Raw genomic sequence first — 26,311 nt, 5'->3', positions numbered from 1 at the left:
AACTGAGGCGACAAGCATAAGGCGGATCACTCGGAAAGGCGTTCTGTGCCTTTTTGAGTGATTAGACTTATGACCTCGAGCCTCAAGCCGCCGGAGCTAGACAGAAAGAAAAGCGTAAGCGGCTTTCCCTATTCCGACAATCAAAGAGGTTATCCTGCCACCATCCGCTCAAATGGGGAAAGTTCCGGCCTGCATGAAAGCACTCTATTTGTGACGCCGGGGTATTAGCGCTATACTAGTAGAGTGATTACATAATGTTGGAGGTACGAATATGATCAATCAAGAGCGTTTATTGAATGAATTCATGGAATTGGTCCAGATCGATTCTGAAACAAAGGACGAAGCGGAGATTGCGAAAGTATTGACCGCAAAATTCACCGAACTTGGTGTGGATGTGTTCGAGGATGATACGACAGGTGTAACGGGACACGGTGCCGGTAACTTGATCTGCAACCTCAAAGGAACAAAGGAAGGTGCGGACACGATCTACTTCACTTCCCATATGGATACTGTCGTTCCTGCTAAGGGTGTCAAGCCTGAACTGAAGGAAGATGGCTATATCTATTCGGATGGTACGACAATCCTTGGGGCCGATGATAAGACTGGTCTTGCTACCATGCTCGAAGTCGTAAGAGTGTTGAAAGAAAACAACATCGAGCACGGTGACATCCAGTTCATCATCACGGCAGGGGAAGAATCGGGCCTTGTCGGAGCTAAAGCCCTCGACTCTTCACTCGTGAAGGCGAAGTATGGCTTTGCCCTTGACAGCGATGGGAAAGTCGGGAATATCATCGTGGCTGCGCCAACCCAGGCGAAAGTGAAAGCGACGATTTACGGCATTACAGCACACGCCGGGGTTGCTCCTGAAAAAGGCGTATCCGCCATCACCATCGCTTCAAAAGCCATCTCGAAGATGCCGCTCGGTCGTATCGATGAAGAAACGACGGCGAATATCGGACGCTTCGAAGGCGGAAAGGCAACGAATATCGTTTGCGAGCAAGTCGATATCTTGGCAGAAGCACGTTCCCTTGTTCCTGAAAAAATGGAAGCGCAAGTAGAAAAAATGAAAGATGCATTCCATGCAGCAGCCGACGAAATGGGTGGCAAAGCGGAAGTGGAGATTGAAGTCATGTATCCAGGATTCAAGTTCTCCGATGGGGATGAAGTCGTAGAAGTGGCAAAACGTGCCGTAGCAAAAGTGGGGCGCCCGAGTGAGCTTCAAACAAGTGGCGGGGGCAGTGATGCGAACGTCATCGCAGGCTTCGGCATCCCGACGGTCAATCTAGCTGTGGGATATGAAGAAATCCACACGAAAAATGAAAGAATGCCTGTTGAAGAGCTGTACAAATTGGCTGAGATGGTCATTGCCATCGTGGAAGAAGCAGCATCTTCTAAATAATACCGGCTCCAAAGAAAAAGGTTCATCAGCGCGCTTGCTGGTGGACCTTTTGTTCTGACTCCCCTTACATGGCAATCTATGGTACATTAAAAGGAAGACGAGCGTCCAGGTCAAAAGACGGACGGAGAGGAGAGTCAGTTCATGGCTAAAGTCATTGTTTTTCACGCAGGGAAGGAAGAGTATGCCCTTCCCGTTGATACCATTGTTTCTATTGAAAAATCCGAGGGAATCAACCCGATTCCCCATCTCCCATCATTTGTGCTTGGGGTTACAAAGGTAAGGGGTGAACTCATTCCTGTCTTTGATCTTGCAGAAATCCTTTATTCTTCATCACTCGACCGAACCGATGCGTTTCTTATCGTGGTGAAGAGTGAAATCATGACGATTGGCCTCCTTGTGAAAGAAGCCAAGGAAATCCTCGAGTTTTCCGATGCGGCCCTCACTCAGGTCGGTTTGCTTGCATACGGGAAGGCTGACTACTTCTCCGGCATCATCAATCTCGAGGATCGCATGCTCACCCAGATCGATCCCGATCGATTGGTGGCCGGACTGAAGGGCATTACTGAAATCCAAACTTATGTCACGGAACAAGAAGTGCAATCCAACTAAGAAAGACGCGATCGTATGAAAAATTTTTATCCTAAAAATGGACGGGTAATCCTCCATGTTGATATGAACAGCTTCTATGCATCCGTGGAGATGGCATATGACCCAACCCTGAAAGGGAAGCCGCTGGCCATAGCCGGGAACCCCGAGGAACGGAGGGGGATCGTCGTCACCTGCAGCTATGAGGCGAGGGGCTTCGGTGTAAAAACCACCATGCCCGTCTGGGAGGCGAAAAGACTCTGTCCGGAGCTGATTGTCATGCGTCCGAATTTCGAGCGCTACCGATCTGCCTCCAAAGGCATGTTTGATATTTTAAGGCAGTATTCTGAGCTCGTGGAGCCCGTTTCCATCGATGAGGGATATGTGGATATCACCGATTCGTTTGAACTGGGTTCACCGGTAGAAATTGCCGGTCAGATCCAATCACAGATCCTTTCTCAACTGGATCTTCCCTGCAGTATCGGTGTCGCCCCTAATAAGTTTCTGGCCAAGACGGCTTCGGATATGAAGAAGCCTATGGGTATCACGGTCCTGAGAAAGCGTGATCTACCCGCGAAAATCTGGCCGCTTCCGGTCATTGACATGCACGGGATCGGAGAGAAAACAGCATTGAAGTTGAACGGGATGGGGATCGAGACCTGCAGGGACCTCGCCTTCGCCAACGATATTCAACTGAAGTCCCGCCTCGGGATCAACGGGCTTCGGCTCAAGGAAAAAGCCAATGGGATCGACAGGCGGATCGTCGACCCCGATTCAATCTATGATTATAAAAGTGTGGGGAACTCCACTACGCTTCCGAAAGATACCACCAATCAACACGATCTGTTGGCCGTGATCTTGCAACTCAGTGAGAAAGTCGCCTCAAGGCTCCATCAGAAGGATGTCCTCGGGATGACGATTCAGGTGATGATCAAGGACAAGTTCAGGAAGTCCATCACCAGGAGCCGGAAACTTGAGAACCCGGTAGGGAAGAAAGAGGATATCTTCACAGTGGCAAAGGCCTTGTTCATGAAACATTGGAACGGGGAACCCGTGAGGCTCCTGGGGGTAACAGCCCAGGACGTGGTGGAAAAGAGCGAAGCAACGGAACAGCTTGACCTTTTCTCCTACAAAAAGGAAGCAGAAAAAGAGCCTCTGTATAAAGTCGTTTCCGATCTCCAGGACAAGTACGGAAAAGATTCCATTGCAAGGGGCATCAAGGGGAGCAAAGGTTCCCGGACCGACACGAAAACCGACACGAGAACCGACACAAGCTTTAATAAGGATTTTCTGAGGGAGTAAGGGCAACTTATAAGGGTTCAAATCGCATATGATTTGAACCCTTTGCTTTAGTACAACGCATTTCTCTTAAGATATGATGATAGGCTTGGAACATAGCAGGAAAGGAAGGATTCCATCATGCAGTCCATCAAAAATGGAGAGTGGAACTTCCAGTATCTTGTTGTCACAACGTTTTTTCTTTTGCCTTTATCACTAAGCTAAAATTTAGTATGATAATATGAGCTTGTTCGTGTGTTGTTAACGAATCGCACAACCACACGGGCTATCGTCAGGTGAAATGAGGGGTGACAGAGGAGTCTATATGGATATTCTAATGATGGTATTAGCAGCTTTCTCTTTTCTAAGCCTGATTTTTTTCTCAGTCAAGAGTAAAGAGTTTTATCAAAGTGAATTGTCAAATGCCGATTCCGGGAGTATTATAGGGGAAATCATCATGTATGTGATTCATCTGTTTCCGTGGTATATAAGAAAGCTTTTTTTAATACTGATTAGTTTAGCCCTATGCATGTTATGTGTGGGTTACTATATATTTGAATAATGATTTATACAAAAAAGGTACCAAATCTGATGGATTTGGTACCTTTTTTAGTGTTTTGCTTATCCGATCATTTCATCAAACAAGAGGACCCTTGCAGGAGAAGCATCGGTTTTCTGTACGTTGAGGGGAGCTGCAACCATGAAGTATTGGCCCGCTTCAATGTCTTTGAGTCGGAGACCTTCCATGATGATCACTCCATTCCCCATCAATGTGCGGTGAGTCGGATGACCTTCCTGGGCACGTTCGATGCCGAGCGCATCGATGGCGACACCTGCAATCTTCTTCTCTGCAAGGTGCTTGGCGGCATCTGCTGCTACATAGATGAATTCAAAGTTGAACTCTTCATCCCATGAGTTCTTCGTCTTGAAGATGACAAAATCATTTTCTTCGATGGCGAGGTCCTTGATATCCTCGTACGAAATATTTTCTTCTGCATCTGTCAAATCGAATACTTTCACCGGTCTGACGAGCTGTTTGATATCGATCGTTTCGATTGTTTCCCCTTCGTTGAACATATGGAGGGGAGCATCAACATGTGTACCGGTATGTAGGTCGATGGAGATGCGTGATTCCGTTACGTGTCCGTTTGTATCGGTCTTGATGGACGGCTTTTTCTCCGGCTTGTTTTTATATACCGGCATATCGCTGTGGATTGGAGCAGTTACGTCATAGATCTTCATTGTTTCCTCACCCTTCAAGTATCTTTGTTATTCTACATCAAGTTTCCCTATCGGCCACCAGTTGAAACCATCTTTGTCCAATAGCTCGTCTGCTGCTTTTGGACCCATGGAGCCGGCAGGGTAGTTAGGAAAGTCTTCCTGTTGAGTAGATTCCCAAATTTCAGAGATCTTGTCAACAAATGCCCAGGACAATTTCACTTCGTCCCATAGGGTGAAGTTCGTCGCATCGCCCCTCAGGCAGTCATGAAGTAATTTTTCGTAAGCTTCCGGTGTATTGATGCCATCCAAGTCGTGGTTGGCAAAATTCAATTTGACAGGAGTCGTTTCAATATCCTGACCGGTTTTCTTAACGTTGAGGTGAAGGGTGATGCCCTCTTCAGGTTGAATATGGATCACCAAAAGGTTCGGCGCAAGTGGTTTCCCTGGATTGTAGTAAAGATTCATCGGGATATCTTTGAATTGTACGACGATTTTCGTCGATTTTGTTTCCATGCGCTTGCCCGTTCTGATATAGAATGGCACACCTGCCCAGCGGAAGTTATCGATCATCAGTTTACCTGCCACGAATGTTTCCGTGTTGGACTCATCATCCACATTGTCTGCTTCCCGGTAGCCCGGTACAGCTTGTTCGTGCATTTTCCCTGGTCCGTACTGACCGCGTACGAAGTAGTCTTTCACTTCTTCGCCTTCTATAGGACGTAGGGAGCGAAGAACGCGGACCTTCTCGCTGCGGATCTCATCGGTAGTCAGCTTGATTGGCGGTTCCATGGCAAGGAGGGCCACCATCTGGATCAAGTGATTCTGCACCATGTCTCGGAGCGCTCCACTTTTCTCGTAGTACCGGCCGCGATCCTCCACCCCTAGCTCTTCCGAAGAAGTGACTTGGATGTTTGAGATGTAGCGGTTATTCCAGAGTGGTTCGAACATGGCATTGGCGAAACGGATAACTTCGATATTTTGAACCATTTCCTTACCGAGATAATGATCGATGCGATAGATCTGGTCTTCAGAGAAGGATTCGCGGATCTGTTTATTCAGTGCTTCAGCAGACGGAAGATCGTGACCGAATGGTTTCTCGATCACAAGTCGTTGGAAACCTTTTGCATCCGTAACGCCTTGCTTCTTGAGCTGCTCCGTGATGGTACCGAAGAATTCAGGTGCCATGGCGAGATAGAAGATGCGATTTCCTTCAAGCTGATACTGTTCATCCAGCTGATCCGAGAGGGTTTTCAATTCCCTGTAGGATTCATCGCTTGATACATCATGAGCCTGATAATAAAAATGGGATACAAACTCTTCTATGTTTTCATTACTTCCGATTGCGTTATGTACAGAGGTTCTTACGTGCTCCTGGAAGGTTTCGTTCGACCATTCCCTACGCCCGATGCCGATGACGGCAAAGTGCTTGGAGATCTTTCCTTTTGTAAATAAATGATAAAGGGATGGATATAATTTCCTCTTGGCTAGATCACCAGTCGCCCCGAAAATCGTAATGAGAGAAGATGGTGTTTGCTGATTATTCAATGTCATGACCTCACTTTATCTTTTTGCCGGTAAATCCGGCATGGTACTTCCTCTTTTGTACAATGATTTCATTGTAAAAACTAATTCTTCATTAAGCAAGTCTTTTGCCTGACTGCAGGAGCTCCTTTGATTAGAATGGCTCAATTTGATAAAAGTATGAAAGATTGGATCTTTTCCGATATCCACTACTAAAAGGACAGGGAAAGATGTGCTATGATGAAAGGACAGAATACATAGAGGTGAAGAACGTGGATGTGCAATTTCTAGGGACGGGTGCAGGTGTGCCCGCCAAATTCCGTAATGTATCAAGCGTTGCCCTTAAGCTATTGGAAGAAAGGGGCGCAATCTGGCTTTTTGATTGTGGAGAAGCTACACAGCATCAAATCTTACATACGAATATCAGGCCGAGAAGGATCGAAAAGATCTTCATCTCGCATTTGCACGGTGATCATATATTCGGGCTCCCGGGCTTCCTAGGCAGCAGGTCTTTCCAAGGAGGGGAGAGCCCCCTCACGGTTTACGGACCGACAGGGATCAAATCGTTCATCGAGGTTTCCCTGTCCGTCAGCAAGACCCATCTTCGCTACCCCCTCCATGTGGTGGAAATCGGGGAAGGGATCATTTTCAGTGATGACCAATTCACCGTTGTAGCCCGAAAGCTCGATCACGGAATTGAATCCTTCGGGTTCAGGATCACGGAGAAGGATGCACCAGGTGTCCTTCAGGTCGAGCGTCTGAGGGAGGCAGGGGTCGCACCCGGTCCGATATACAAACGATTGAAGGCAGGTGAGACTGTGACCCTTGAAGATGGCAGGGTCATCAATGGAACGGATTTCCTTGGTCCCCCTGTCCCGGGCCGCACCGTAAGCATACTCGGTGACACCCGGGTCTGTCCGAATTCAAGGGCACTCGCTGAATCGGCAGACCTTCTCATTCATGAAGCCACGTTTAACAAGGATCAGGAGAAGATGGCGAGGGATTATTTCCACTCCACCACTGCACAGGCAGCGGCTACGGCTCGTGATGCCGGGGCAAGGGCTCTCTTCCTGACGCATATATCGTCGCGCTACGCGAAAGAAGCATGGCCGGAACTGGAACAGGAAGCAAAAGTCATCTTCCCTGAAACCATGATGGCCCATGACCTGTTGGAATTCACCGTACCGCGGAAATCAATGGAGGAACAATCATGACGCATATCACCTATAAAAACATCCATCGCGATGGACGATTAGTGAAAGAAAATGAACTTTACAAACATGTCCATGACCAGGAGTTCCTTGAAAGGTACAGCAGCAATTATATTGAATTTTTGCGGGCGCCCCGCCTCGAGGAATTCAGGGAAACGGCGGATTACTTGAAAGACTATCATGCCGCAAGGGGACAAAAGCATGTGAAGTTCCACCTCCCTGAGAATAAAAAGCCGATTGACGGATTGTCTGATCATCTGGCGTCCAAGGGATTTGAGATCAGCTTCACAGAGTTGTACGCGATCCACCCGAACGATTTCCCCCGGATGGAGGAAGATCCTGATATAAGGGTTGAAGTCATCAGCGACCTCGACGATTACCTTGTGTTTCAATATGAACAGGATCTGATCTACGGTGAATCATTTGCCAAAGGAAAGGTGGCCGTTCACCGACAACATTTCGAAGATGACCACGTTACCCAGCTCCTCGCCTATTACAAAGGACATCCTGCAGGGTCGGTCGACGTGATCCTGAAAGAGGGGACGGCTGAAATCGACGGCCTCATGGTTCATGAAGATTATCGCAAAAAAGGGATAGCTTCCAGACTGCAGCAAAAGGTTATGGAGCTGTATCCGGATCGCACCGTGATCCTTGTAGCGGACGGGGAAGATACACCCCGGGAGATGTATCAAAAGCAAAATTACCGGTATCAGGGTTTTCAATATGAAATCCAAAAGATCTACACCGAATAATCCAGAAAAACCGGCTTCCCTCCAAAGGAAAACCGGTTTTTCTGAGTGAGCGGAGACAAAAGGAAGGGACATGTCGATGACATGCCCTCCTTGGTTTGCGTATGCCTTACCATCCACGTTCATATTGAACGGGTGGGGTGATCTCGTGACCGAGTTCTTTTGCTGCCGTACGCGGCCAATATGGATCCCGAAGCAGCTCCCTTCCGAGAAGGATGAGATCAGCGCGCTCATTCTGAAGGATCTCTTCTGCCTGAAGACCCGAGGTAATCAGTCCAACAGCACCTGTATCGATGTCGGCCTCATGCTTGATGCGTTCGGCCGGTTTCACCTGGTAGCCGGGGAAGACAGGAATCCGTGCCGGAACAACGGCTCCGGAGCTGACATCGATAAGGTCGACTCCCTGCTCCTTCATCCATTTGGAGAAGATGATATAATCATCCACGTCGAGGCCGTCCTCATGGTAATCCTTCGCCGACACACGGACGAAGAGGGGACCGTCCCATACGGTTTTGACCCCGTCGATGATTTCCTTCAGGAAGCGGTAGCGGTTTTCTGCGCTCCCTCCGTATTCATCTTCCCGCCTATTGGAGAGGGGGGATAGGAACTCGTTGACGAGATAGCCGTGGGCGCCATGGATTTCAATCACATCGAATCCGGCTTTTCTGGCTCTTTCAGCACCATGTATGAACGCTGTGACCGTTTCGTTGATCTGTTCGATCGTCATGGCAACAGGCGTTTTCATGTCGTCGTTGAAGGCGATGGCGGACGGTGCGAGGATATCCCCTTCAAGTACGGCTTTCCTTCCGGCGTGGGCAAGTTGGATGCCGGTTTTGGCCCCTTGTTCCTTCATGAGAGTGACAAGCTCCGTCAGGCCATCAAGGTGATCATCACTCCAGATTCCAAGATCTTGAGGGGAGATGCGGCCCTGAGGTGTGACGGCGGTAGCTTCCTGTATGATCAGCCCCGCTCCTCCTACAGCCCTGCTTGTGTAGTGCGTGCGGTGCCAGTTTTCAATCTTTCCGTCTTCATTATGGGAAGAGTACATGCACATCGGCGCCATGACGATGCGGTTTTTCAATTCTACATTCTTGATCGTATATGGTTGAAATAGTTTTCGATTCAATTCTTTTCCCTCCATTCTGCCAATTCAGGATTTTATTTTTCCCGATGCACAAGATTATATCAACGCGGCATGAGGATGGGAAAGAAATCTGCTCCGGGATGCTTCAGTCCTTTTCTGTCCTGATGAGCTGCCTGCCAAGTTCCTCCGAGCGATTGCGTGCGGAAGATATGCACTCGAACATGGCGTGTTCCACCCCGTGTGCCTTCAACGCCTCGATTCCTGCTTCCGTCGTCCCGCCAGGGCTCGTGACATTCTTCCTCAGCTCCTCGGCGTCCAGTCCCGATTCTTCAAGCATGGCCCCTGCGCCGGTGATCGTCCGGATGGTCAAATCCCGCGCAAGCTCCGATGGAAGGCCGAGTTCAACGGCCGTTGCCTGCATCATTTCCGCCATATAGTAAACATAGGCCGGGCCGCTCCCCGATAAGGCGGTGATAAGGTCGAGCTGATGTTCTTCCACTTCCACGGTCAGACCCACCGAGTCTAGCAGGTGCACGACGGCCTCTTTCATGACTCGATCGTCAAAGCGATCAAGGGTCACGGCGGTCGCTGATTTCCCAAGGGCGGCACTCGTATTCGGCATGGCCCGGGCGATCCCCCCGTGGAACCCGAGCTTTTCGCGAATATAAGAGACCGGAATTCCTGCGAGTACCGACAGGATGACCGTTTTGCTGGACAGATGGTTCCGGATCACATCTGCCGCTTCGTCAAAATCCTTCGGTTTCATGGCGAGTACCACCAGGTCAAATGATTCGCCACCACCTGGTCTCGACACCCCGAACCATTGATCAAGTTCCTTCATGCGCACGTCATTCGAACGATTGAGCGCGTACGTATCTTCTTTTTTCAACGCCCCGGATTTCAATGCCCCTCTCATCAACGCACAAGCCATCGAGCCTGCTCCAATAAATAATGTGTTCATCTATTCATTCCCCTCCTGAGTGTACAAAAATAAAAAAACAGACCCTTCATCCAGAAAAAGGACGAAAGGATCTGCTCCCGTGGTACCACCTTGTTTTGCCCGATAAGCGGGCACACTCATTTTCCAATAACGCTGGAACACGTTCTTTATTAAAGACGCTCGAAAGGTAGGTTCGCATGCAGAGGGGATGGCGGTATCTTGCAGCCGGTGAATACCGCTCTCTTGCATCGTCAGCATGCTACTGGTCCTTCTCATCGCTTTGGCCGATTCGTATTATAGGTGATTATCTTCGATAGGCAACCCGTCTGTCAAGGGTTTATTTCAGTTTATTCTGAAAAAAGAAAAATGACACGGGCAAGATTACAAGGTACACTAAAATGAAGGGCCATTCATTTTCGCGGGTTTGCTGAAGTCATCCGGTCCAATAAATTATCTAACTGTAGGTGAAAGACATTGAAGGATACCATAACCAAAATCACTTTACCCACCCCGTATGCTGTAGGGGATGTGAATGTTTATCTAGTGAAAGGCGACGCATTGACTCTAGTTGATGTGGGCCCTCTTACGGAAGAAGCGTGGGTGCGCTTGAATGCACAGATAGGTGAAGCGGGATATGAGCTTGAGGACATCGATCAGGTGGTATTGACCCATCATCATCCAGATCATGCAGGCATGGTTGAACGATTCGCCCCTTCGGTGGAAATCATCGGCCATCCGTATAACCGTCACTGGCTGCACAGGGATGCGGATTTTCTTGACGAGTACGCTACGTTCTTTTTCAACCTTGCCCGGGAATCGGGGGTCGATGAAGAAATCCTTTCGAAGATCACATCGTTTGAACATCTTCTTACCCTGATGGGGAATCGTCCCCTTGACCGCTGTGTAGAAGAAGGGGGAGAATTGCCCGGTCTTTCAGGCTGGACGATCATCGGTACCCCTGGACATGCTCAGAGTCACCTGTCATTTTATCGTGAGGAGGATGGTACCCTCATCGCCGGCGACCACATCCTGGCGCATATTTCCCCGAACCCGTTGATTGAACCATTATTCAATGGTGGGGGAAGGCCGAAGCCCATGCTGCAGTATAATGAATCCCTCGATAAACTGACAAAATTGCCGGTTTCGGTGGCATATACAGGGCACGGAGAGGACGTCCGGGATGTACAGGGACTCATCGTCAGAAGGAAGCGGAAGCAGGAAGAACGGGCCGCTTCTGTCCAGACGATGATCCAGGCCCGCCCCATGACGGCCTTCGAGATCTGCAAAAGGCTGTTCCCTGCCGTGTACAAGAAGGAGCTCGGTCTCACTTTATCCGAAACAATCGGGCAGCTTGATTATCTTGAGGCATCGGATAGAATAAAAGTAGAGATACAACATGGGGTGTACTACTATTTTTCTTAAGCGAGGGAGTCTCAATGAATTCTAAGATACAAGGAAAAACCATCATCATCACCGGTGCCTCCGGGGGAATCGGGGAGAGGATGGCGATTAGGGCAGCCGAGTCCGGCGCGAATCTTGCCCTCATCGCACGCCGAACCCCACTCATCGAAGGGTTGGCCGCAAAACTTCGGGATCAATATGGTGTCAAGGTAGTGGGCTATCCCCTTGATGTACGGGACCACGAAGCAGTAGCAAAGGCATTCAAGGAAATCAAGGCAGAGTTCGGTCCTATCCATGTGTTGATCAATAATGCAGGCTTCGGAATCTTCAAAGAAGCCCATGAGGTATCATTTGAGGAAGTAAAGGGGATGATCGATGTCAACGTCCTGGGACTGATGGCCTGCACCGGCGAAGTCTTGCCGATCATGAAGGAGCAGGGCTATGGTCATATTGTCAACATCGCTTCCCAGGCAGGGAAGTTCGCTTCGCCCAAATCAAGTGCCTACTCGGCGTCGAAGCATGCGGTCCTCGGCTTCACGAACGGTCTGAGGATGGAAGCAAAGAGGTACGGCGTATTGGTGACGGCTGTCAATCCGGGTCCGATTGCCACCGACTTCTTTACCATTGCGGATGAGTCGGGCACCTATGTGAAAAATGTCGAAAAGTTCATGCTGAACCCAGATAAAGTAGCAGATAAAGTGATTCATGCTTTGTTCACTTCCAGGAGGGAAATCAATCTTCCGCGATGGATGAACGCAGGAAGTTTGTTCTACCAGCTGTCCCCAGGCCTGATCGAAACCGTCGGGAATCGATTCTTTTTCAAAAAATGATCGGGTTCTTTCCCACCTTGGTCAGGAAATTCACTCAAACTGTAAACGGAACCAATAGTCGGTCTTTTTATTCGGAATTTTCATTTTTCATGAAACCTTTTCCCCTGCTCATCCGTCTAAAGTAGGGAGGGGAGGGAGTCTATGAAGAATTATACGATCGCTGTGATGCTTGTCACCGCCATGGTCCTGTTGACCGGCTGCGGAATGGGGAACGCGGTGGAACATAGACAGTCCAGTGGATCATACATAGGCTTTGTCACCCAGGTGGAAGCAAAAGAACTTTTAATCAATGATATATGGTTTTCTGTACAAGAGACAGTCGTGATAAATGGGAACGGGGATGAAATCCCGCTAGAGGATGTAGGTCTCGGGGACAAAGTCAAGGTAGAAGCAGACGGTGAGATATCCGAGTCTCATCCGCGCAGGGCGGAGGCGGAAAAAATGAGCCTCCTTTCCGATGAGGGGAGTATGAAGGAGTGCCATGCCGTCCGTCTCGTCCTCCAAGATCCGAGATTTTCAGAAGTGATGCTTCGTTCTGTCACCAAGGAGGTGCCGGGGGTTTATGATGTGCGGTTCACGGACCCTTCCATCGGAATGGACGTGAAGGTCGTGGTGAATCTTCAGCATGAGCGGGTGATGGTTCCTGCGCGGCCTGTTGCAAATTGATTGGGAGGATCGGTCACTGTGACCGATCCTTTTACGTTTCATAGGAAAAAAGGGTATTTTCAGTATAGGGGAGAAGTGCAGGATGAAAAGGAAATTTGGCGATCGTAGAGGGTGGAAACGGGTTTTGACAAAGCGGTATGCCATGACCTCTGTCAAACGGGAAGGTTTCGAAGGAGACATTACGCTGGTAGAGATGAAGGAAGTGGGAGAGCCGCTTTGGAAAAGCTATGGAGAGCGGAGAGTGTGCCTTGTGGACAATGGGTATCAGTGGCTTCAACATTTTCCATCCCACGGTGCTTACACTCTTACGACGATGTTCAATGGAGAAGGGGAAATCGTTCAGTGGTACATCGACGTTTGCCGGGGAACGGGTCAGGAGGACGGGGTGCCCTGGATGGACGACCTATACCTTGACCTGGTGGTGCTGCCTACCGGTGAAAGGGAAATCCTCGATGCGGATGAACTTGATGATGCCATGGAATCCGGTATCATCGACAAGGATGTCTATGATCAAGCTTGGATCGTACTGAAAAGAATAGAGGATGCCGTGATCCTCGGGCAGTTCAGTTTATTGAAACAGGCGGTAGAGGATCGCGTCAGGCTTTCTGCTTTCCTTAAGGACAATAGCTGCTGAGTGCGGTGGAAGTTCGAGGTCGAAAAGCGAAGAACCCAAAAAGGGTAAGGACCCTTTCTGGGTTCTTTGCTTTTTGCTTGTCGCCTCAGCCCGACCCGCCTCCGCTTTTCTTTTTCCAGCTCCGGGGGCTTGAGGCTCGAGGTCATAAGCCAGAGAACCCAAAAAGGCACAGAACGCCTTTCCGGGTTCTCTGTCTTATGCTTGTCGCCTCAGCCCGACCCGCCTCCGCTTTTCTTTGTCCAGCTCCGAGGGCTTGAGGCTCGAGGTCATAAGTCAAAGCCCCCAAAAAGGCCAAGAACGCCTTTCCGGTGCCTTTGCCTTATGCTTGTCGCCTCAGAGCAAGCCCCCTCCGCTTTTCTTTGTCCAGCTCCGGCGGGTTGAGGCTCGAGGTCATAAGCCAAAGAACCCAAAAAGGCCAAGAACGCCTTTCTGGGTTCTCCGTCTTATGCTTGTCGCCTCAGCCCGACCCGCCTCCGCTTTTCTTTTTACCAATAATTTTTGTTGAAATAGGAACGTATATTCGTATACAATCATCATATACTATGTGGAACGGATGTTCTGGTTTGGGGGTGGGAGAGATGAGTGTCGATTACAGCGGGCTTCCGCATCAAAAGATCTTGTGCATCGATATGAAGAGCTTCTATGCCAGTTGTTCGGCTGTGATGATGGGATTGGATCCACTGGATTGCTATCTGGCGGTCGTCGGCGATCAAAGCCGTCAGGGGAGCATCGTGCTGGCTGCTTCACCGAAGCTGAAGCAGGATTTTGGGATCAAGACCGGGGCGAGGATGTACGAAATTCCCCGGGACGACCGGATATGCCTGGTGGAGCCGAAGATGGCGACCTATGTCCGGATATCCATGGAGATCACGAAGCTGTTCCACCGTTACGTCCCGAAGGAGGCCATTCATACGTACAGTGTGGATGAGAGTTTCATCAAGATCGATGGGGCAATGGGACTGTGGGGCGGAGCGGAGGAAGTCGCCCGTAAGATCCAGGATGACATGGAGAGGGAGTTTCAGCTTCCATGTGCTATCGGGATCGGACCGAATATGCTCCTGGCCAAGCTTTGTCTTGACCTTGATGCAAAATCCAAGGGGATCGCAGAGTGGACGTATGAAGATGTCCCGGATAAATTATGGCCGCTTTCTCCTTTGAGCGAGATGTGGGGGATTGGCAAACGCCTTGAAAAAACGCTGAACCGAATGGGGATCTTTTCGGTGGGCCAGCTTGCCCAATATGAGCTCGGGAAACTTGAAGCGAAATTCGGGATCATGGGAAATCAGCTCTACCACCATGCATGGGGAGTCGACCTGTCAGAAATCGGGGCCCCCATCATGGATGGACAGGTGAGCTTCGGTAAAGGTCAGATCCTGCTTCGGGATTATAAAGAGAAGGAAGAAATCAAACATGTCATCCTGGAGATGTGCGAGGAGGTTGCCCGGCGCGCCCGTTCCCATAAAAAGGCGGGAAGGACCATCAGCTTCGGCCTCGGATACAGTCATGAAGAATTCGGCGGTGGATTCCACCGTTCCAGGACGGTGGAAGAGCCGACAAACATCACGATGGAAATTTACCGGACCTGCCTGGAACTGTTCGAAGAGAATTACAGCGGAAGAACCGTCCGGAAATTATCCATTACGTTATCCAATATCGTGGAAGATGGCCCGCTTCAAATGTCGCTTTTCGACTTGAAGCGTCCGGAACTGAAAAGACTCGGCTATGTGGTGGACGGGATCCGGAGTAAATATGGATCTTCATCCCTTCTGAGGGCGGTATCCTACACGGCGGCCGGTACGGCACGCCACCGGGCCAAGCTGGTCGGCGGTCACAAATCGTAAAGGAATGAGAGGTGAACGGAATGATTCGCGATCGTGGGAAAATCAAGTGGACATCGATGATGCTTCCCGAGCATGTGAAAATGCTTAGGGACTGGGCGGAGGAAGACTCATTTGAAAAGCGGAGGGAGCTCGATGAACAGGAGTTCGAAATGATGAATGAAGTGGTGACAGAAGCGATGGAATATAGCAGGAGTGTGATGATTACTCATTATGAAAGGAAGCAGCACCGTCTCCTCATCGGGGAAATTCAGCACGCAGATTCCCTTGAGGGGAAGCTTCGTGTAGTGGATCGTTTCGGTGAGGTCCATGCGATCCGGCTAGCTGACATAGCAGATATCCGGATCGATGAGTGATTATTCCTCGTCCAGGACTTTTTCGGCGCGCACGCAGGAATCGAACTTCCCTTTGTGGGAGGCGTCGCAAAACGGCATATTCGCAGACATGCCGCATCGGCATAGGGTGAAGACTGGTTTGGTTGGGAATACATTTCCGTCGGCATCTACGAGTTCGACATCCCCGCTGACCCGGAAAGACCCGTTATCGTTCACTTTGATCTGTGCTTTTGACATCATAATCCACCCTTTCAAAATCGTGTAATCTCTTTGATAGTATAGGGACTGAGCCGAAATTGCAATACGTCTTCTCCAACTATGATAGTATGGAAGGGTAAAGGAGGCAGACAAGATGAAAATCGAGTGGACCGAAAAAGCAAGTGAAATCATCAATCAGAAAATTTCCGGCCGGGAAGGCCATTTAAAATTAAAATATGACACAGAGGGATGCGGGTGTGTTGTCAGCGGGATTCCGACGCTTTGGTATGTACATGAACCGGTAGAAGGCGAGGATCTTGTGATCGAAACGAATGAAGGTCCCATCCTTGTGGAGAAGTCCAAGATGGTCTTCCTTGACGAACAGCTGAAAATTGACTTTTCACCTTCAAGCAACACCTTCCAACTGAAAAGCCCCGGTCAGATCATCAACGGACGAATGAACTTTGTGTTGTTCCCGGAATGAAACGAAACGCCCCGTATCCTTCAAGAGGATGCGGGGCGTTTTTTATAGAAGCTTCAGAAGCTCCCGGAGGTCGCGAATTTCATAGGTAGGCACGATTCCGCTGTCATTCGGCTTATCGGAAGGGTTGTACCAGCAGGTATCGATCCCACTCATGGATCCCCCTTGGATATCTGCCGTCAAGGAGTCGCCGATGATGAGGCTCGCTGACCGGTCAAGGCCCGGGATCCGTGCAAAGACGTGGTCGAAGAATTCTTTCATCGGCTTTTGATAGCCGGTGTCTTCGGATACGAAGGTTTCTAGGAATAAGGGATGAAGCCCGGAAGAAGTGAGGCGCTTATATTGAGTTTTCGATACCCCGTTAGTGACGATGTAAAGATCGTGATTTTCCTTCAGGGCTGTGATGGTTTCAAGGGCGCCGTCCATGAGCTTATCCCCCTTTTCAAGATAGGAGCGATACTGTTCGCCGAGAGCCTTTCCATCGACTTCTTGTCCGAGTTCCTTGAAGAAGAGAGAGAATCGGGTGTTGAGCAGCATATCCCGATCCAATCTTCCTTGTTCATGGTCTCGCCACAGTGATTGATTGATGATTGAATAACGGGTCCTTGTCTCTTCCGTAAGGGGTATCCCATGTTCCGTGAAGAGAAGGGTGATGGCCTCTTCTTCTGCTGCTTTAAAGTCCAGTAGCGTGTCGTCCACGTCAAAAAATAAAGTCTTATAGAATGTCATGATGTCGTGTCTCCTTCTGTCAGTGTTCGTCTTGGATGAGTGTGTCGAATAGTTTGGCCAGTTCAATGCCGTTGGATGGGTCGCCGACGCCGTCTTCCGTGCACCAGCTGGCAGAGAGTATAGCGTGGCAAAGACCATAGCGGATCAGTCTCCCGTAGGAAAGGGAAAGGGAAGATGCAAGCGTCCCGGCCCTCAAAGCGAGGAGCGAAAGGGGTTCCGGGTGGTCCTGCCAATGATTGAGCATGAACTGGATGCAGTCATATTCCCGCTCTCCGATCAGTCCTTTCGGATCGATGACGGTCCAGCCGTCCTTGTCTGAATGCAGGATATTGCCGTGATGCAGATCACCGTGTAAAAGATAAAGGGGACCGGCTGTTGAAAGCAACTCGGGGAAAAGGGTTTCAGCCTTTTCAAGCAAATACTCCGGTATGGGGCCGGTTCCTCCACTGTAGCGCTCACGGAGCCTGGAGAGGCCCCTAGACCAATCTGAGACCGTCGGGAAATCTGCATCGTCGTCTGGAAGCTGACGCCAAAGCGCACATGCGCATTCAGACCAGATGCCGAGCACGTCCGCTTCCTCCTTTATGGTGTAGAGAGGGGTTCCGGGCTTTACAAGATTAAGGAGCATCCAGCCTTCTTCCGGTTTGCCTTCTATCAACTTGACCACACCCGGCCCTTCAAAGGCTTTGAGAGCCAGGTATTCATGGGTGAATTCCTGACCGGGAAACCCTGTCTTCAACACGTAGTCGTGATTGCCATCAGATGCAGGGACGACGAAATGGTAGCTGAGGTCGAATGGTTCCCCGTATGTGAGATTGCGTTCTTCCTTGATGGAGGCGAGCAGCTCTTCCGTACGGTGAATCCATTCCGGACCACGCTCCCCGTGCATGGTCACCATCCTTTCAGCAAATTCCTTAGGGATCATGATGTGCCGCCTCCGGTGAAATGGTGGAGGAACTCGTCGATGACCTCTTCATATTTCTCTGGATTATCATTATATGATTGGGCGTGTGCGCCTTTGAAATCCATGTATAGTTGCTTGGGCCCCTTTTTCTTTTCGAAAAGCTCCTCTGTCATGCGGGGCAGGATGAAATCATCATCGGCACTATGGATGAAGAGGATGGGTTTTTTGATCCGGTCCACGACGGCAAGTGGCGCGATGTCCTTCAAGGTATAGCCTTCCCGAAGCTTCAGCATCCCGTTGATGAGGGGGAGGACCGCTTTGGATGGAAGCTTCGCCTCTGCGCTCATCCGGTAGGTCAGCTGCTGGCCGAAGTCGGAATAAGGACAATCCGCGATATAGAAGTCTGCTCTGTCCTCGACGCTCCCTGCATATAGAAGGAGGGTAGCGGCCCCCATGGATTCCCCGTGGATCCCGAATTGGATATCTTCTCCTTCGCGACGGATCAACTCGTCCACCACGGCCTTCAGATCTTGCTTCTCATAATATCCATAGCTCGTCGATTTCCCGCCGGACTTCCCATGGCGTCGATGGTCATAGATGACGGCATTGTAACCCCTCTTTAGGAATAGATTCATATACTTCACTGAGTTCCATCTGTTCTCCGTCACACCGTGGCAGAAGATCATGAATTTGCCCTCTGGATACGGGGTGATGAAAACGGCGTTGATGGAATAACCGAAGGGAGAGGTGATGGTGACCTCCTCTTTCGGAAGGGTATTGTATTCACGTTCGATCAGGCGGTTTGCCTCGATCTCCCGTTCGTAAATGTCCTTCTCATCTTTTTTCGGCAAATACATGAAGCGGTTGGTTATGTAGAGGCCGAGCAGGCCCAATGTGGAGACGGCGCCTCCCAGTACGGCTAACTTCTTCTTCATCTCATGGCTCACCTCGAAACATCATTTTCTTCCATAGTAGCAAATCGGGCTGAAAAGAGAAACGGAGAGCACTCCACAGATAAAAAAAGAGCGCCACCCAAAGGGAGCGCTAAAAGGATATCAAAGACTCAGATTATAGTAACCGCTTTCAATTTTTCGTGAAATGTGGGAAGAGACCTCCCGAATGGCCCCGGTCAGTTTTTCAAGATCAATCCCGGTGGAGATCCCCATGGAGTCCAGCATGTAGACGACGTCCTCCGTTGCAACATTTCCTGTTGCACCCGGTGCGAAAGGACAACCTCCGAGACCACCTGCCGATGCATCGAACCTGGTGACGCCTGCCTGCATGGAAGCGAGGATGTTGGGCAGGGCCATCTTCCGTGTGTCATGGAAATGCGCCGTCATGAGCACGTCGGGCAATTCACGCTTCAACAGGGAAAAGAGGGAGAATGCCTCGAGGGGATTGGCTTGCCCGATTGTATCCGCGACGCTCAATTCATCCACCCCGGCATCACGGAACGCCTTACAGATGGCAAGGGTCTCATAGGGATCAACTTTCCCTTCATACGGACAGTGAAATGCCGTCGAGATGCAGGCACGGACGAAATAGTTCCGTTCCTTCATTTCCTTGACCAGAGGCAAGGTCTCCTCCAAGGCCTCCTCCGTCGACTTGTTGATATTCTTCCGATTGAACCCCGAGCTCACGCCCACGAATACGGCGATGGCACGGCATCCTGTTTCATAGACGCGTTCGACCCCTTTCCGGTTCGGTGCCAATACGATGTCACGAGAATCCTCCGTCAGACAGTTTTCCACAATATCATATGCGTCACGCATCTGTGGCACCCATTTCGGGGAAACGAATGAAGTCAGCTCCATCTCCTTGATCCCTGCTGCCTTGAGCTTTCGGATGAAGGCGGCTTTTACTTCAGTCGGTACAAAGTTCTGTTCGTTTTGAAGTCCGTCCCGGGGACCGACTTCGATGATGGTCACTTGTTTAGGTAGTTTCATAATCTCCCTCCTGCTTCTATTGTAGAAATATTCTAATATATAAATCAACTAAAAATTTTTCGTCAAATTTAGAGGGTTTTAAGCGCTTTCATCGAAAACTGTATGATGGGAATGTTTTTATGGTCGAACTCTCTTAAAAACACACCAGATTGTAAGAAAGGGAGGAAGAATGATGTCGAATGAAGTAGTCATCGTCAGTGCAGTCCGGACAGCAATCGGGACATTCAACGGTTCACTGAAGGGCGTATCGGCGCCGGACCTTGGCGCCATTGTGATCAAAGAAGCATTGAATAAAGCGGGGGTGAATCCCGATCAGGTTGATGAAGTGATCATGGGGAATGTGCTTCAGGCCGGCCTTGGGCAGAACCCAGCACGTCAGGCTTCCATCAAGGCGGGACTGCCGGAAACCGTCCCCGCCATGACCATCAATAAAGTATGCGGCTCCGGCCTTAAAACCGTCCACCTGGCAACGCAGGCCATCCTTGCGGGGGATGCGGATATCGTCGTTGCCGGAGGGATGGAGAATATGAGCATGGCCCCCTATTTATTAAAAGGGGCAAGGGACGGCTATAAGATGGGGGATCAAAAAGTGGTCGACAGCATGATTTCTGATGGCCTCTGGTGTGCCTTCAATGATTACCATATGGGCGTCACGGCTGAGAATCTGTGTGATCGGTATGGGTTGACGAGGGAAGAGCAGGATGAATTCGCCGCATGGAGTCAGCAAAAAGCTGTGTCAGCCATCGAAGAAGGAAGATTCGACGATGAAATCGTACCGGTGGAGATTCCGCAGCGAAAAGGGGAAGCAGTCGTATTCCGTCAGGATGAGTTTCCGAGGAAAGGCTCGACGGCCGAAGGACTATCCAAGCTCCGTCCGGCCTTCAAAAAAGAGGGGACGGTCACGGCAGGAAACGCATCGGGAATAAACGACGGTGCAGCAGCAGTGGTGGTCATGTCGAAGAAGAAGGCGGATGAGCTCGGAATCAGCCCCCTTGTCGTGATCAAAGGGAATGCCAGTGCAGGCGTCGATCCGAGTGTGATGGGGATCGGACCGGTTTCGGCGGTGAAGAAGGTTATGGAGAAGACAGGGATGAGCCTTGAAGATATGGGGCTCGTCGAAGCGAATGAAGCCTTCGCGGCCCAATCGCTCGCTGTTGATAAAGAGCTTCATTTCGATAAGGAGTGCCTGAATGTGAATGGTGGGGCGATTGCCCTCGGCCACCCGATCGGTGCGAGCGGGACCAGGATCCTTGTGACCCTCATTCACGAGATGAAGAAGAGAAATGTCACCCACGGTCTTGCCACGCTTTGCATCGGTGGAGGACAGGGCGTCGCGACGATCGTTGAGCTGAATCAATAGAATAAGGAGGGAACGAGATGAAAACCGTATACACATCGTATGATGAAGCTGTGGCCGATATCCAGGACGGGGCCACATTGATGGTAGGAGGCTTCGGCCTGTGTGGGATCCCGGAGAAATTGATCCTGGCCCTTGAAAAAAAAGGCGTCAAGAACCTGACTGTCATCTCGAATAACTGCGGGGTGGATGACTGGGGACTAGGCTTACTATTGAAGAACAAACAGATCGACAAGATGATCGGTTCGTATGTAGGCGAGAATAAAGAGTTCGAACGTCAGGTCCTTTCTGGAGAGCTGGAAGTAGAGCTCGTCCCGCAGGGGACCCTTGCTGAGAAAATCCGTGCGGGCGGAGCCGGCATCCCGGCATTCTACACTCCGGCAGGCGTCGGTACCCCCGTGGCAGAAGGCAAGGAGACGCGCACCTTCAATGGGAAGGAATACCTCCTCGAGGAGGCCTACACCGCCGATTTTTCACTTGTCCGTGCTTGGAAGGGAGATAAGATGGGGAATCTCATCTACAATAAAACCGCCCAAAACTTCAATCCTATGATTGCCGCTGCCGGTAAGGTGACCATCGCCGAGGTGGAAGAGCTTGTGGAAACGGGCAGCATGAACCCGGCGGAGGTCCATACGCCGAGCGTATACGTCCAACGGCTCATTCAAGCCGATCAAGAAAAGCGGATCGAGCGGAGAACGGTAAAATCATAAGAAAGGGAGTGGAGGAAATGGATCGAGGAAGTATGAGGGAGCGGATTGCCAGACGTGCGGAAAAAGAAATCGAGGATGGCTTCTACGTCAACCTGGGCATCGGGATGCCGACGCTCGTAGCCAACTACATCACGGAGAATAAACAGGTGGTCCTTCAATCAGAGAATGGATTACTCGGTATAGGACCGTATCCGACAGAAGAGGAAGTAGATGCAGATCTCATCAACGCAGGGAAAGAAACCGTGACGGCCATTCCCGGGTCAGCTTACTTTGATAGTGCGGAGTCCTTCGCCATGATCCGGGGAGGACATATCAATATCGCCATCCTCGGTGGAATGGAAGTGGCGGAAAATGGTGATCTCGCCAACTGGATGATCCCCGGCAAGATGATCAAAGGGATGGGCGGAGCCATGGACCTTGTCCACGGGGCAAAACGCATCATCGTCATCATGGAGCACGTGAATAAGAGCGGGGAGAGCAAGATCCTCAAGGAATGCACCCTTCCGCTTACAGGCAGGGGCGTCGTGGATCGCATCATCACCGATCGTGCCGTGATGGACGTCACAGATGAAGGGCTGGTTCTCCGGGAAGTGGCCAACGGGTTCAGCGTGGACGACATCAAGTCATCAACGGCTGCGGACCTCATCGTCCATGATGATGTGAAGCTTGAGGCCTATTGATTCCGCATGAAAGAGAGTCGTGGATTAGGAAGACCGGGTTTTCGATACCCGGTCTTTTTTTAATTGACACCCGAACTCCCTTTTCCTGAACGAATTGTTGCAAGATAGTGGACTTATGAGGTCGGACGTTTTATAACTAAGGGGTGGGGAGGGATCGAGATGTCAAAGAAAAAGAAACAGGAAGCAGAACTGACGCTCAAACATTCCATCAATGCCGATCTATTCGAGCAGCTTAAACATAAGAAGCAGGAGCTTGAGAACGAAGAGGCCGACAAGAAAGCCGAAGAACGGCGCTTGAAGGCAGAAGAGCAAAAGCGTCGGGAAAAGAATAAAAGCTTCGAGGAGCTCTTGAATGAGAGCAGCATGAATTGGAAAGAGTTCAAAGATCGAGGATAAAGAGAAAGGGACGGCTATGGATAGCCGTCCCTTTCCTATGGATCAGTCCCTATGGGCATCATATCTAGAAGATGTGGTCAAATCCTTCAGGAGCTTGACTTCTTCATCCGTGAGCGGATCAGCATTCACCGCGTCGATGTTTTGAGCGAGCTGCTCCTTTGAGCTTGCTCCTGCGATGACCGAAGCGACCGACGGGTGGGAGAGCACGTACTGAAGGGCAAGTTCATTCATGCTTCTAGAGTCCAGTCTCTCTTTAATGGACGAAAGCGTTTGTTCCAGTTCACCGTAAGAATAGTCCAGATAGCCCTTCTCCCTGACGTTCTCCGAGGCTTTTGCCAGCATCCGCTCTGAAAGCATCCCTTTGGCAAGGGGCCCTCTCGCCACAATGCTTGCACCATGCTCCTCAAGGAGGGGCATCCATTCTTCAGGGCGGCGGTCGAGGAGGCTGTACTGCATCATGATGCTCTGAATATCGGCGTGTGAAAGGAAACGTTTGATCACATTCGGACGGATGGACGAAATTCCATACGCCCGGATCAAGCCTTCTTTTTTCAGCGTTTCAAAAGCCTCGATGGCTTCTTCATAAGGGTCTTCAATCGTGCCACCGTGAAGCTGATACAGATCGATATAGTCGACACCCAGGCGGCGAAGGCTGTCCTTTACGGCTTTCTCTATGTAGCTTTTGGAAGGATCCCAGCGCCACCCATCATCCACATCGTCCCAGCGGTTCCCGACTTTGGTCGCGAGGATTACTTGGTCCCTGCGCCCCTTCAAGGCTTGTCCCACAATTTTTTCATTCTGTCCAAAATCATATAAATCGGCGGTATCTAGATAGTTCACGCCATGGTCCAGTGCATAGCGGACGATCTCCACCGCCGATTGTTCCTCCGTCCCGAGGGACATGCATCCGAGTCCGAGTTTTGATACATATAGACCGGAGTTTCCAAGTTCTCTCTTATCCACTATTCATCCATCCCTTCCGATACTCTTTCCTCTATTATATTAACGGATGGGGGACGGGATAAACAATTAACGGGACTCGGAATGCATCGCTTTGATCCAATCATGGACCGTATCGAACCGGAGACTGTATTCCTTCAACTTCCTTCTGATCTCCCACGCCTTGCCTTTAAGGATGACACGATCTTTATCCACCAGAATCTCCAAGGATTCCACCCCGATTCGGAAGTATGGTAGAATGTATGAAGAATCCAGCGTTGAAAGAACAGGAGAGTCGCAAATGAGTAAATTCGAAGAAAAAACGATCCAGTCGGAAACCGTATACGAAGGAAAGATCATCAACCTTCAGATTGATGAAGTGGAGCTCCCGAACGGAAAGACCTCCAAACGTGAACTGATCAAGCATCCTGGCGCGGTGGCAGTAATCGCCCTCACGGAAGAAGGAAAGATCGTCATGGTCGAGCAGTACCGCAAAGCCTTGGAGAAAGCCATTATTGAAATCCCTGCAGGTAAGCTTGAGCCTGGTGAAGAGCCTGCCCTTACAGCAGAGAGGGAGCTTGAAGAAGAAACGGGATATGGATGCGGAAAGCTTGAGCATTTGATTTCCTTCTACACTTCCCCGGGATTCGCTGATGAACTAGTGCATCTGTACGTCGCAAAGGATCTGTATAAAATGGAAGATGCGAAGGGGCCGGATGAAGATGAATTCGTCGAGCTCTTGGAAGTGGGGCTGGAGGAAGCGAAGGCACTCATGAAGGAAAAGAAAATCTATGACGCCAAGACGGCGTACGCCATTCAGTATCTTGAACTACAGGCGGCAGCGCGCTGATCCTTTCCATACAGGTCCCTTTCGGTCATCCGGGAGGGATCTTGTCATATGTCTGGGTGCTCCCTCATATAGATTAGTAATCGATGTCTAGGAGGACCACAGTGATGCGTAAAAAATTTTCCCAATCCAATCCACTAATCCAACATGTACAAGCCCATTCCTCGATCTATTTATTCATGATCACATTATTCCTCATGGGTGTGATCTTCGGTGCCATCGTCGTCAATTCCCTGTCTTTCGCCCAGAAAGAAGATCTGTATCTTTATCTGGGGAAATTCTTCACCGAGATAGAAGGGGGGAGGATGACTTCTTCCGAAGATATGTTCAGGCAAAGCTTCCTTCATAATGTGAAGTCGCTTGGCATCCTTTGGTTGCTCGGGATTTCGATCATCGGACTTCCGCTGATCTTCGTTCTCGTGTTCATGAAGGGGGTCGTGGTCGGTTTTTCCGTAGGCTTTCTCGTGAACCAGATGGGCTGGAGTGGCTTCCTGCTGTCATTCGTCAGCATCCTTCCACAAAACATCATCATCATCCCGGCTTTCATCTTCATAGGAGCAGTGAGCGCAAGTTTTTCCATCACGTTGATCAGGAAGATTTTCATGAGGGGACAAACGTCCATGCAGTTGCCCATGATCCCGTTCTTTTCACGATACGTGGTATTCCTTGTGGCAGCCATCGCTGTCATTACGGTGGCAGCGGGAGTGGAGGCGTACCTTTCTCCGAGTCTGATGGAAACGGTTATTTCAAAAATCAAGTAAATCCATTCTTATATAAGAATCATTCTACTTTTTTGTTTGTAATAATTTTATTTTGCTTATTCCTCCCTTTTTGTTATAATAAACTAGATATTGACGGGGGAGGAAGGGACCATGGAAAGCCGTATCGAACGAATCAAAAAGCACCTTCACTCAGCCAGTTACAAGCTTACACCCCAGCGTGAAGCGACTGTGCGGGTGCTGCTCGAACATGAAGAAGACCACCTCAGTGCCGAAGATGTATACCTCCTCGTTAAGGAAAAATCTCCGGAAATCGGACTTGCCACGGTGTACCGCACCCTGGAGCTGTTGTCCGAGCTGAAAATTGTGGATAAAATCAACTTTGGCGATGGAGTATCACGTTATGATCTTCGCCAAGAAGGAGCTGCCCACTTCCATCATCATCTCGTATGCATTGAATGTGGAGCAGTGGATGAAATTCAGGAAGATCTATTGGAAGACGTTGAAAACATTGTGGAACGTGACTGGAAGTTTAAAATAAAAGACCACAGATTGACCTTTCATGGCATTTGCTCAAGATGCCAGGATAATGAAGAGTAATCGAAGCCCCGGGGATCCCGTCGCAAGCATGCGATATACATAATCTTCGGGGCTTTTTGCCGGGAAACCGCCTAAACTTTCATCCGTTCAGGTATAAAATGAAGGAAAACCGT

The 26,311-nt window shown here is 50.0% G+C and carries 30 protein-coding genes and 1 other annotated feature; of the genes, 19 read left to right on the top strand and 11 right to left on the bottom strand.

Annotated features, from left to right (window positions below; translation table 11 throughout):
- The first annotated feature begins 271 nt into the window (after positions 1-271).
- The 3 genes from K6T23_RS13915 (at position 272) to K6T23_RS13905 (ending at position 3,286) form a co-directional block, all read left to right on the top strand.
- Complete coding sequence (locus K6T23_RS13915; protein WP_238281430.1) at positions 272-1,399, top strand: tripeptidase T; 1,128 nt, start codon at positions 272-274, stop codon at positions 1,397-1,399.
- A 141-nt stretch (positions 1,400-1,540) separates the two neighbouring features.
- The gene (locus tag K6T23_RS13910; protein WP_056535521.1) at positions 1,541-2,008 is read left to right on the top strand and encodes a chemotaxis protein CheW; all 468 of its coding nucleotides are present in this window, start codon (positions 1,541-1,543) and stop codon (positions 2,006-2,008) included.
- 15 nt (positions 2,009-2,023) lie between these two features.
- Positions 2,024-3,286, top strand: a complete 1,263-nt coding sequence (locus K6T23_RS13905) for a DNA polymerase IV (RefSeq protein ID WP_238281428.1) — start codon at positions 2,024-2,026, stop codon at positions 3,284-3,286.
- Positions 3,287-3,883: 597 nt separating this feature from the next.
- On the opposite strand, the gene K6T23_RS13900 is transcribed toward K6T23_RS13905, so the two are convergent.
- Positions 3,884-4,504, bottom strand: coding sequence for a cyclase family protein (locus K6T23_RS13900; protein WP_056535532.1), 621 nt, complete (start codon positions 4,502-4,504; stop codon positions 3,884-3,886).
- Between the two features lie 27 nt (positions 4,505-4,531).
- Positions 4,532-6,028: a glucose-6-phosphate dehydrogenase gene (gene zwf, locus K6T23_RS13895; RefSeq protein ID WP_142245945.1), complete on the bottom strand. Its 1,497-nt coding sequence runs from the start codon at positions 6,026-6,028 to the stop codon at positions 4,532-4,534.
- A 248-nt stretch (positions 6,029-6,276) separates the two neighbouring features.
- On the opposite strand from zwf, the gene rnz reads away from it, so the two are divergent.
- A complete protein-coding gene (gene rnz, locus K6T23_RS13890; protein ID WP_079516763.1) occupies positions 6,277-7,218 on the top strand; it encodes a ribonuclease Z in 942 nt (313 codons plus the stop codon).
- Entirely contained in the window at positions 7,215-7,967 is a 753-nt protein-coding gene (locus K6T23_RS13885) for a GNAT family N-acetyltransferase (protein ID WP_056535538.1), read from the top strand. Before rnz ends, K6T23_RS13885 begins: the two co-directional genes overlap by 4 nt.
- Positions 7,968-8,073: 106 nt before the next feature.
- Here K6T23_RS13885 and namA read toward each other — a convergent pair whose 3' ends face one another.
- The gene (namA, locus tag K6T23_RS13880; protein ID WP_142245944.1) at positions 8,074-9,090 is read right to left on the bottom strand and encodes an NADPH dehydrogenase NamA; all 1,017 of its coding nucleotides are present in this window, start codon (positions 9,088-9,090) and stop codon (positions 8,074-8,076) included.
- 103 nt (positions 9,091-9,193) lie between these two features.
- Positions 9,194-10,009 (bottom strand): pyrroline-5-carboxylate reductase, encoded by an 816-nt coding sequence (proC, locus tag K6T23_RS13875; RefSeq protein ID WP_238281426.1) that lies wholly within the window; start codon positions 10,007-10,009, stop codon positions 9,194-9,196.
- A gap of 54 nt (positions 10,010-10,063) precedes the next feature.
- Positions 10,064-10,273: a binding site (T-box leader), on the bottom strand.
- A 189-nt stretch (positions 10,274-10,462) separates the two neighbouring features.
- Between proC and K6T23_RS13870 the strand changes: the two genes are divergently transcribed.
- The 6 genes from K6T23_RS13870 (at position 10,463) to K6T23_RS13845 (ending at position 15,713) form a co-directional block, all read left to right on the top strand.
- Complete coding sequence (locus K6T23_RS13870) at positions 10,463-11,410, top strand: MBL fold metallo-hydrolase (protein ID WP_238281424.1); 948 nt, start codon at positions 10,463-10,465, stop codon at positions 11,408-11,410.
- Between the two features lie 14 nt (positions 11,411-11,424).
- A complete protein-coding gene (locus K6T23_RS13865; RefSeq protein ID WP_238281422.1) occupies positions 11,425-12,219 on the top strand; it encodes an SDR family NAD(P)-dependent oxidoreductase in 795 nt (264 codons plus the stop codon).
- A 141-nt stretch (positions 12,220-12,360) separates the two neighbouring features.
- The gene (locus tag K6T23_RS13860; protein ID WP_148984529.1) at positions 12,361-12,885 is read left to right on the top strand and encodes a DUF3221 domain-containing protein; all 525 of its coding nucleotides are present in this window, start codon (positions 12,361-12,363) and stop codon (positions 12,883-12,885) included.
- Between the two features lie 82 nt (positions 12,886-12,967).
- Complete coding sequence (locus K6T23_RS13855) at positions 12,968-13,519, top strand: ribonuclease FAU-1 family protein (protein ID WP_148984528.1); 552 nt, start codon at positions 12,968-12,970, stop codon at positions 13,517-13,519.
- Positions 13,520-14,097: 578 nt separating this feature from the next.
- Positions 14,098-15,360 (top strand): Y-family DNA polymerase, encoded by a 1,263-nt coding sequence (locus K6T23_RS13850; RefSeq protein ID WP_056535558.1) that lies wholly within the window; start codon positions 14,098-14,100, stop codon positions 15,358-15,360.
- A gap of 20 nt (positions 15,361-15,380) precedes the next feature.
- On the top strand, positions 15,381-15,713 hold the full coding sequence (locus K6T23_RS13845; RefSeq protein WP_056535561.1) for a YolD-like family protein: 333 nt from the start codon (positions 15,381-15,383) through the stop codon (positions 15,711-15,713).
- On the opposite strand, the gene K6T23_RS13840 is transcribed toward K6T23_RS13845, so the two are convergent.
- Complete coding sequence (locus tag K6T23_RS13840) at positions 15,714-15,929, bottom strand: CDGSH iron-sulfur domain-containing protein (protein ID WP_048005959.1); 216 nt, start codon at positions 15,927-15,929, stop codon at positions 15,714-15,716.
- A gap of 115 nt (positions 15,930-16,044) precedes the next feature.
- Here K6T23_RS13840 and K6T23_RS13835 point away from each other — a divergent pair, with 115 nt between their 5' ends.
- A complete protein-coding gene (locus tag K6T23_RS13835) occupies positions 16,045-16,374 on the top strand; it encodes an iron-sulfur cluster biosynthesis family protein (RefSeq protein ID WP_056535564.1) in 330 nt (109 codons plus the stop codon).
- A 42-nt stretch (positions 16,375-16,416) separates the two neighbouring features.
- Here the strand turns inward: K6T23_RS13835 and K6T23_RS13830 are convergent, their stop codons facing one another.
- From K6T23_RS13830 to K6T23_RS13815, 4 genes are all read right to left on the bottom strand, one after another.
- Positions 16,417-17,100 carry a YjjG family noncanonical pyrimidine nucleotidase gene (locus K6T23_RS13830; RefSeq protein WP_238281419.1) on the bottom strand — a complete coding sequence of 228 codons (684 nt, stop codon included), beginning with the start codon at positions 17,098-17,100 and terminating at the stop codon, positions 16,417-16,419.
- A gap of 19 nt (positions 17,101-17,119) precedes the next feature.
- Positions 17,120-18,025, bottom strand: coding sequence for an aminoglycoside phosphotransferase family protein (locus tag K6T23_RS13825; protein WP_238281417.1), 906 nt, complete (start codon positions 18,023-18,025; stop codon positions 17,120-17,122).
- The gene (locus K6T23_RS13820; protein WP_079516335.1) at positions 18,022-18,939 is read right to left on the bottom strand and encodes an alpha/beta hydrolase; all 918 of its coding nucleotides are present in this window, start codon (positions 18,937-18,939) and stop codon (positions 18,022-18,024) included. The genes K6T23_RS13825 and K6T23_RS13820 overlap by 4 nt, the downstream gene beginning before the upstream one ends.
- A 120-nt stretch (positions 18,940-19,059) precedes the next feature.
- A complete protein-coding gene (locus tag K6T23_RS13815) occupies positions 19,060-19,950 on the bottom strand; it encodes a hydroxymethylglutaryl-CoA lyase (protein ID WP_053426670.1) in 891 nt (296 codons plus the stop codon).
- A gap of 169 nt (positions 19,951-20,119) precedes the next feature.
- Here K6T23_RS13815 and K6T23_RS13810 point away from each other — a divergent pair, with 169 nt between their 5' ends.
- The 4 genes from K6T23_RS13810 (at position 20,120) to K6T23_RS13795 (ending at position 23,093) form a co-directional block, all read left to right on the top strand.
- Positions 20,120-21,310: an acetyl-CoA C-acetyltransferase gene (locus K6T23_RS13810; RefSeq protein ID WP_053426671.1), complete on the top strand. Its 1,191-nt coding sequence runs from the start codon at positions 20,120-20,122 to the stop codon at positions 21,308-21,310.
- Between the two features lie 17 nt (positions 21,311-21,327).
- Positions 21,328-22,017, top strand: a complete 690-nt coding sequence (locus K6T23_RS13805; RefSeq protein ID WP_053426672.1) for a CoA transferase subunit A — start codon at positions 21,328-21,330, stop codon at positions 22,015-22,017.
- A gap of 17 nt (positions 22,018-22,034) precedes the next feature.
- Positions 22,035-22,697, top strand: coding sequence for a CoA transferase subunit B (locus K6T23_RS13800; protein ID WP_053426673.1), 663 nt, complete (start codon positions 22,035-22,037; stop codon positions 22,695-22,697).
- Positions 22,698-22,856: 159 nt separating this feature from the next.
- Complete coding sequence (locus K6T23_RS13795) at positions 22,857-23,093, top strand: YqkE family protein (RefSeq protein WP_048005950.1); 237 nt, start codon at positions 22,857-22,859, stop codon at positions 23,091-23,093.
- Positions 23,094-23,135: 42 nt separating this feature from the next.
- Here K6T23_RS13795 and K6T23_RS13790 read toward each other — a convergent pair whose 3' ends face one another.
- Together K6T23_RS13790 and mciZ are read right to left on the bottom strand one after the other, a co-directional pair.
- Positions 23,136-24,056, bottom strand: coding sequence for an aldo/keto reductase (locus K6T23_RS13790; protein WP_053426674.1), 921 nt, complete (start codon positions 24,054-24,056; stop codon positions 23,136-23,138).
- A 66-nt stretch (positions 24,057-24,122) separates the two neighbouring features.
- Positions 24,123-24,248 (bottom strand): Z-ring formation inhibitor MciZ, encoded by a 126-nt coding sequence (gene mciZ, locus K6T23_RS13785; protein WP_222115160.1) that lies wholly within the window; start codon positions 24,246-24,248, stop codon positions 24,123-24,125.
- A gap of 85 nt (positions 24,249-24,333) precedes the next feature.
- On the opposite strand from mciZ, the gene K6T23_RS13780 reads away from it, so the two are divergent.
- The 3 genes from K6T23_RS13780 to fur all read left to right on the top strand — a co-directional run bounded on the left by K6T23_RS13780 (position 24,334) and on the right by fur (position 26,198).
- Positions 24,334-24,882 carry an NUDIX hydrolase gene (locus K6T23_RS13780; RefSeq protein ID WP_053426676.1) on the top strand — a complete coding sequence of 183 codons (549 nt, stop codon included), beginning with the start codon at positions 24,334-24,336 and terminating at the stop codon, positions 24,880-24,882.
- 104 nt (positions 24,883-24,986) lie between these two features.
- On the top strand, positions 24,987-25,640 hold the full coding sequence (gene spoIIM, locus K6T23_RS13775) for a stage II sporulation protein M (RefSeq protein WP_053426677.1): 654 nt from the start codon (positions 24,987-24,989) through the stop codon (positions 25,638-25,640).
- Between the two features lie 111 nt (positions 25,641-25,751).
- Entirely contained in the window at positions 25,752-26,198 is a 447-nt protein-coding gene (fur, locus tag K6T23_RS13770; protein WP_048005945.1) for a ferric iron uptake transcriptional regulator, read from the top strand.
- Positions 26,199-26,311 lie beyond the last annotated feature (113 nt).

This window comes from Rossellomorea marisflavi (assembly GCF_022170785.1).
Taxonomy (GTDB): Bacteria; Bacillota; Bacilli; order Bacillales; family Bacillaceae_B; genus Rossellomorea; species Rossellomorea marisflavi_B.
This window is presented reverse-complemented; position numbering and strand designations above follow the sequence as displayed.

Excerpts from the sequence above, each read along its gene's own strand:
- K6T23_RS13915 (WP_238281430.1), top strand. The coding sequence starts at position 272 with ATGATCAATCAAGAGCGTTTATTGAATGAATTCATGGAATTGGTCCAG.
- K6T23_RS13885 (WP_056535538.1), top strand. The coding sequence starts at position 7,215 with ATGACGCATATCACCTATAAAAACATCCATCGCGATGGACGATTAGTG.
- K6T23_RS13900 (WP_056535532.1), bottom strand. The coding sequence starts at position 4,504 with ATGAAGATCTATGACGTAACTGCTCCAATCCACAGCGATATGCCGGTA.
- K6T23_RS13860 (WP_148984529.1), top strand. The coding sequence starts at position 12,361 with ATGAAGAATTATACGATCGCTGTGATGCTTGTCACCGCCATGGTCCTG.
- K6T23_RS13865 (WP_238281422.1), top strand. The coding sequence starts at position 11,425 with ATGAATTCTAAGATACAAGGAAAAACCATCATCATCACCGGTGCCTCC.
- K6T23_RS13780 (WP_053426676.1), top strand. The coding sequence starts at position 24,334 with ATGAGTAAATTCGAAGAAAAAACGATCCAGTCGGAAACCGTATACGAA.
- fur (WP_048005945.1), top strand. The coding sequence starts at position 25,752 with ATGGAAAGCCGTATCGAACGAATCAAAAAGCACCTTCACTCAGCCAGT.
- K6T23_RS13805 (WP_053426672.1), top strand. The coding sequence starts at position 21,328 with ATGAAAACCGTATACACATCGTATGATGAAGCTGTGGCCGATATCCAG.
- K6T23_RS13840 (WP_048005959.1), bottom strand. The coding sequence starts at position 15,929 with ATGTCAAAAGCACAGATCAAAGTGAACGATAACGGGTCTTTCCGGGTC.
- K6T23_RS13815 (WP_053426670.1), bottom strand. The coding sequence starts at position 19,950 with ATGAAACTACCTAAACAAGTGACCATCATCGAAGTCGGTCCCCGGGAC.
- K6T23_RS13910 (WP_056535521.1), top strand. The coding sequence starts at position 1,541 with ATGGCTAAAGTCATTGTTTTTCACGCAGGGAAGGAAGAGTATGCCCTT.
- K6T23_RS13830 (WP_238281419.1), bottom strand. The coding sequence starts at position 17,100 with ATGACATTCTATAAGACTTTATTTTTTGACGTGGACGACACGCTACTG.
- K6T23_RS13855 (WP_148984528.1), top strand. The coding sequence starts at position 12,968 with ATGAAAAGGAAATTTGGCGATCGTAGAGGGTGGAAACGGGTTTTGACA.
- K6T23_RS13820 (WP_079516335.1), bottom strand. The coding sequence starts at position 18,939 with ATGAAGAAGAAGTTAGCCGTACTGGGAGGCGCCGTCTCCACATTGGGC.
- K6T23_RS13795 (WP_048005950.1), top strand. The coding sequence starts at position 22,857 with ATGTCAAAGAAAAAGAAACAGGAAGCAGAACTGACGCTCAAACATTCC.
- K6T23_RS13810 (WP_053426671.1), top strand. The coding sequence starts at position 20,120 with ATGATGTCGAATGAAGTAGTCATCGTCAGTGCAGTCCGGACAGCAATC.
- proC (WP_238281426.1), bottom strand. The coding sequence starts at position 10,009 with ATGAACACATTATTTATTGGAGCAGGCTCGATGGCTTGTGCGTTGATG.
- K6T23_RS13825 (WP_238281417.1), bottom strand. The coding sequence starts at position 18,025 with ATGATCCCTAAGGAATTTGCTGAAAGGATGGTGACCATGCACGGGGAG.
- K6T23_RS13845 (WP_056535561.1), top strand. The coding sequence starts at position 15,381 with ATGATTCGCGATCGTGGGAAAATCAAGTGGACATCGATGATGCTTCCC.
- K6T23_RS13800 (WP_053426673.1), top strand. The coding sequence starts at position 22,035 with ATGGATCGAGGAAGTATGAGGGAGCGGATTGCCAGACGTGCGGAAAAA.
- spoIIM (WP_053426677.1), top strand. The coding sequence starts at position 24,987 with ATGCGTAAAAAATTTTCCCAATCCAATCCACTAATCCAACATGTACAA.
- K6T23_RS13850 (WP_056535558.1), top strand. The coding sequence starts at position 14,098 with ATGAGTGTCGATTACAGCGGGCTTCCGCATCAAAAGATCTTGTGCATC.
- K6T23_RS13835 (WP_056535564.1), top strand. The coding sequence starts at position 16,045 with ATGAAAATCGAGTGGACCGAAAAAGCAAGTGAAATCATCAATCAGAAA.
- K6T23_RS13905 (WP_238281428.1), top strand. The coding sequence starts at position 2,024 with ATGAAAAATTTTTATCCTAAAAATGGACGGGTAATCCTCCATGTTGAT.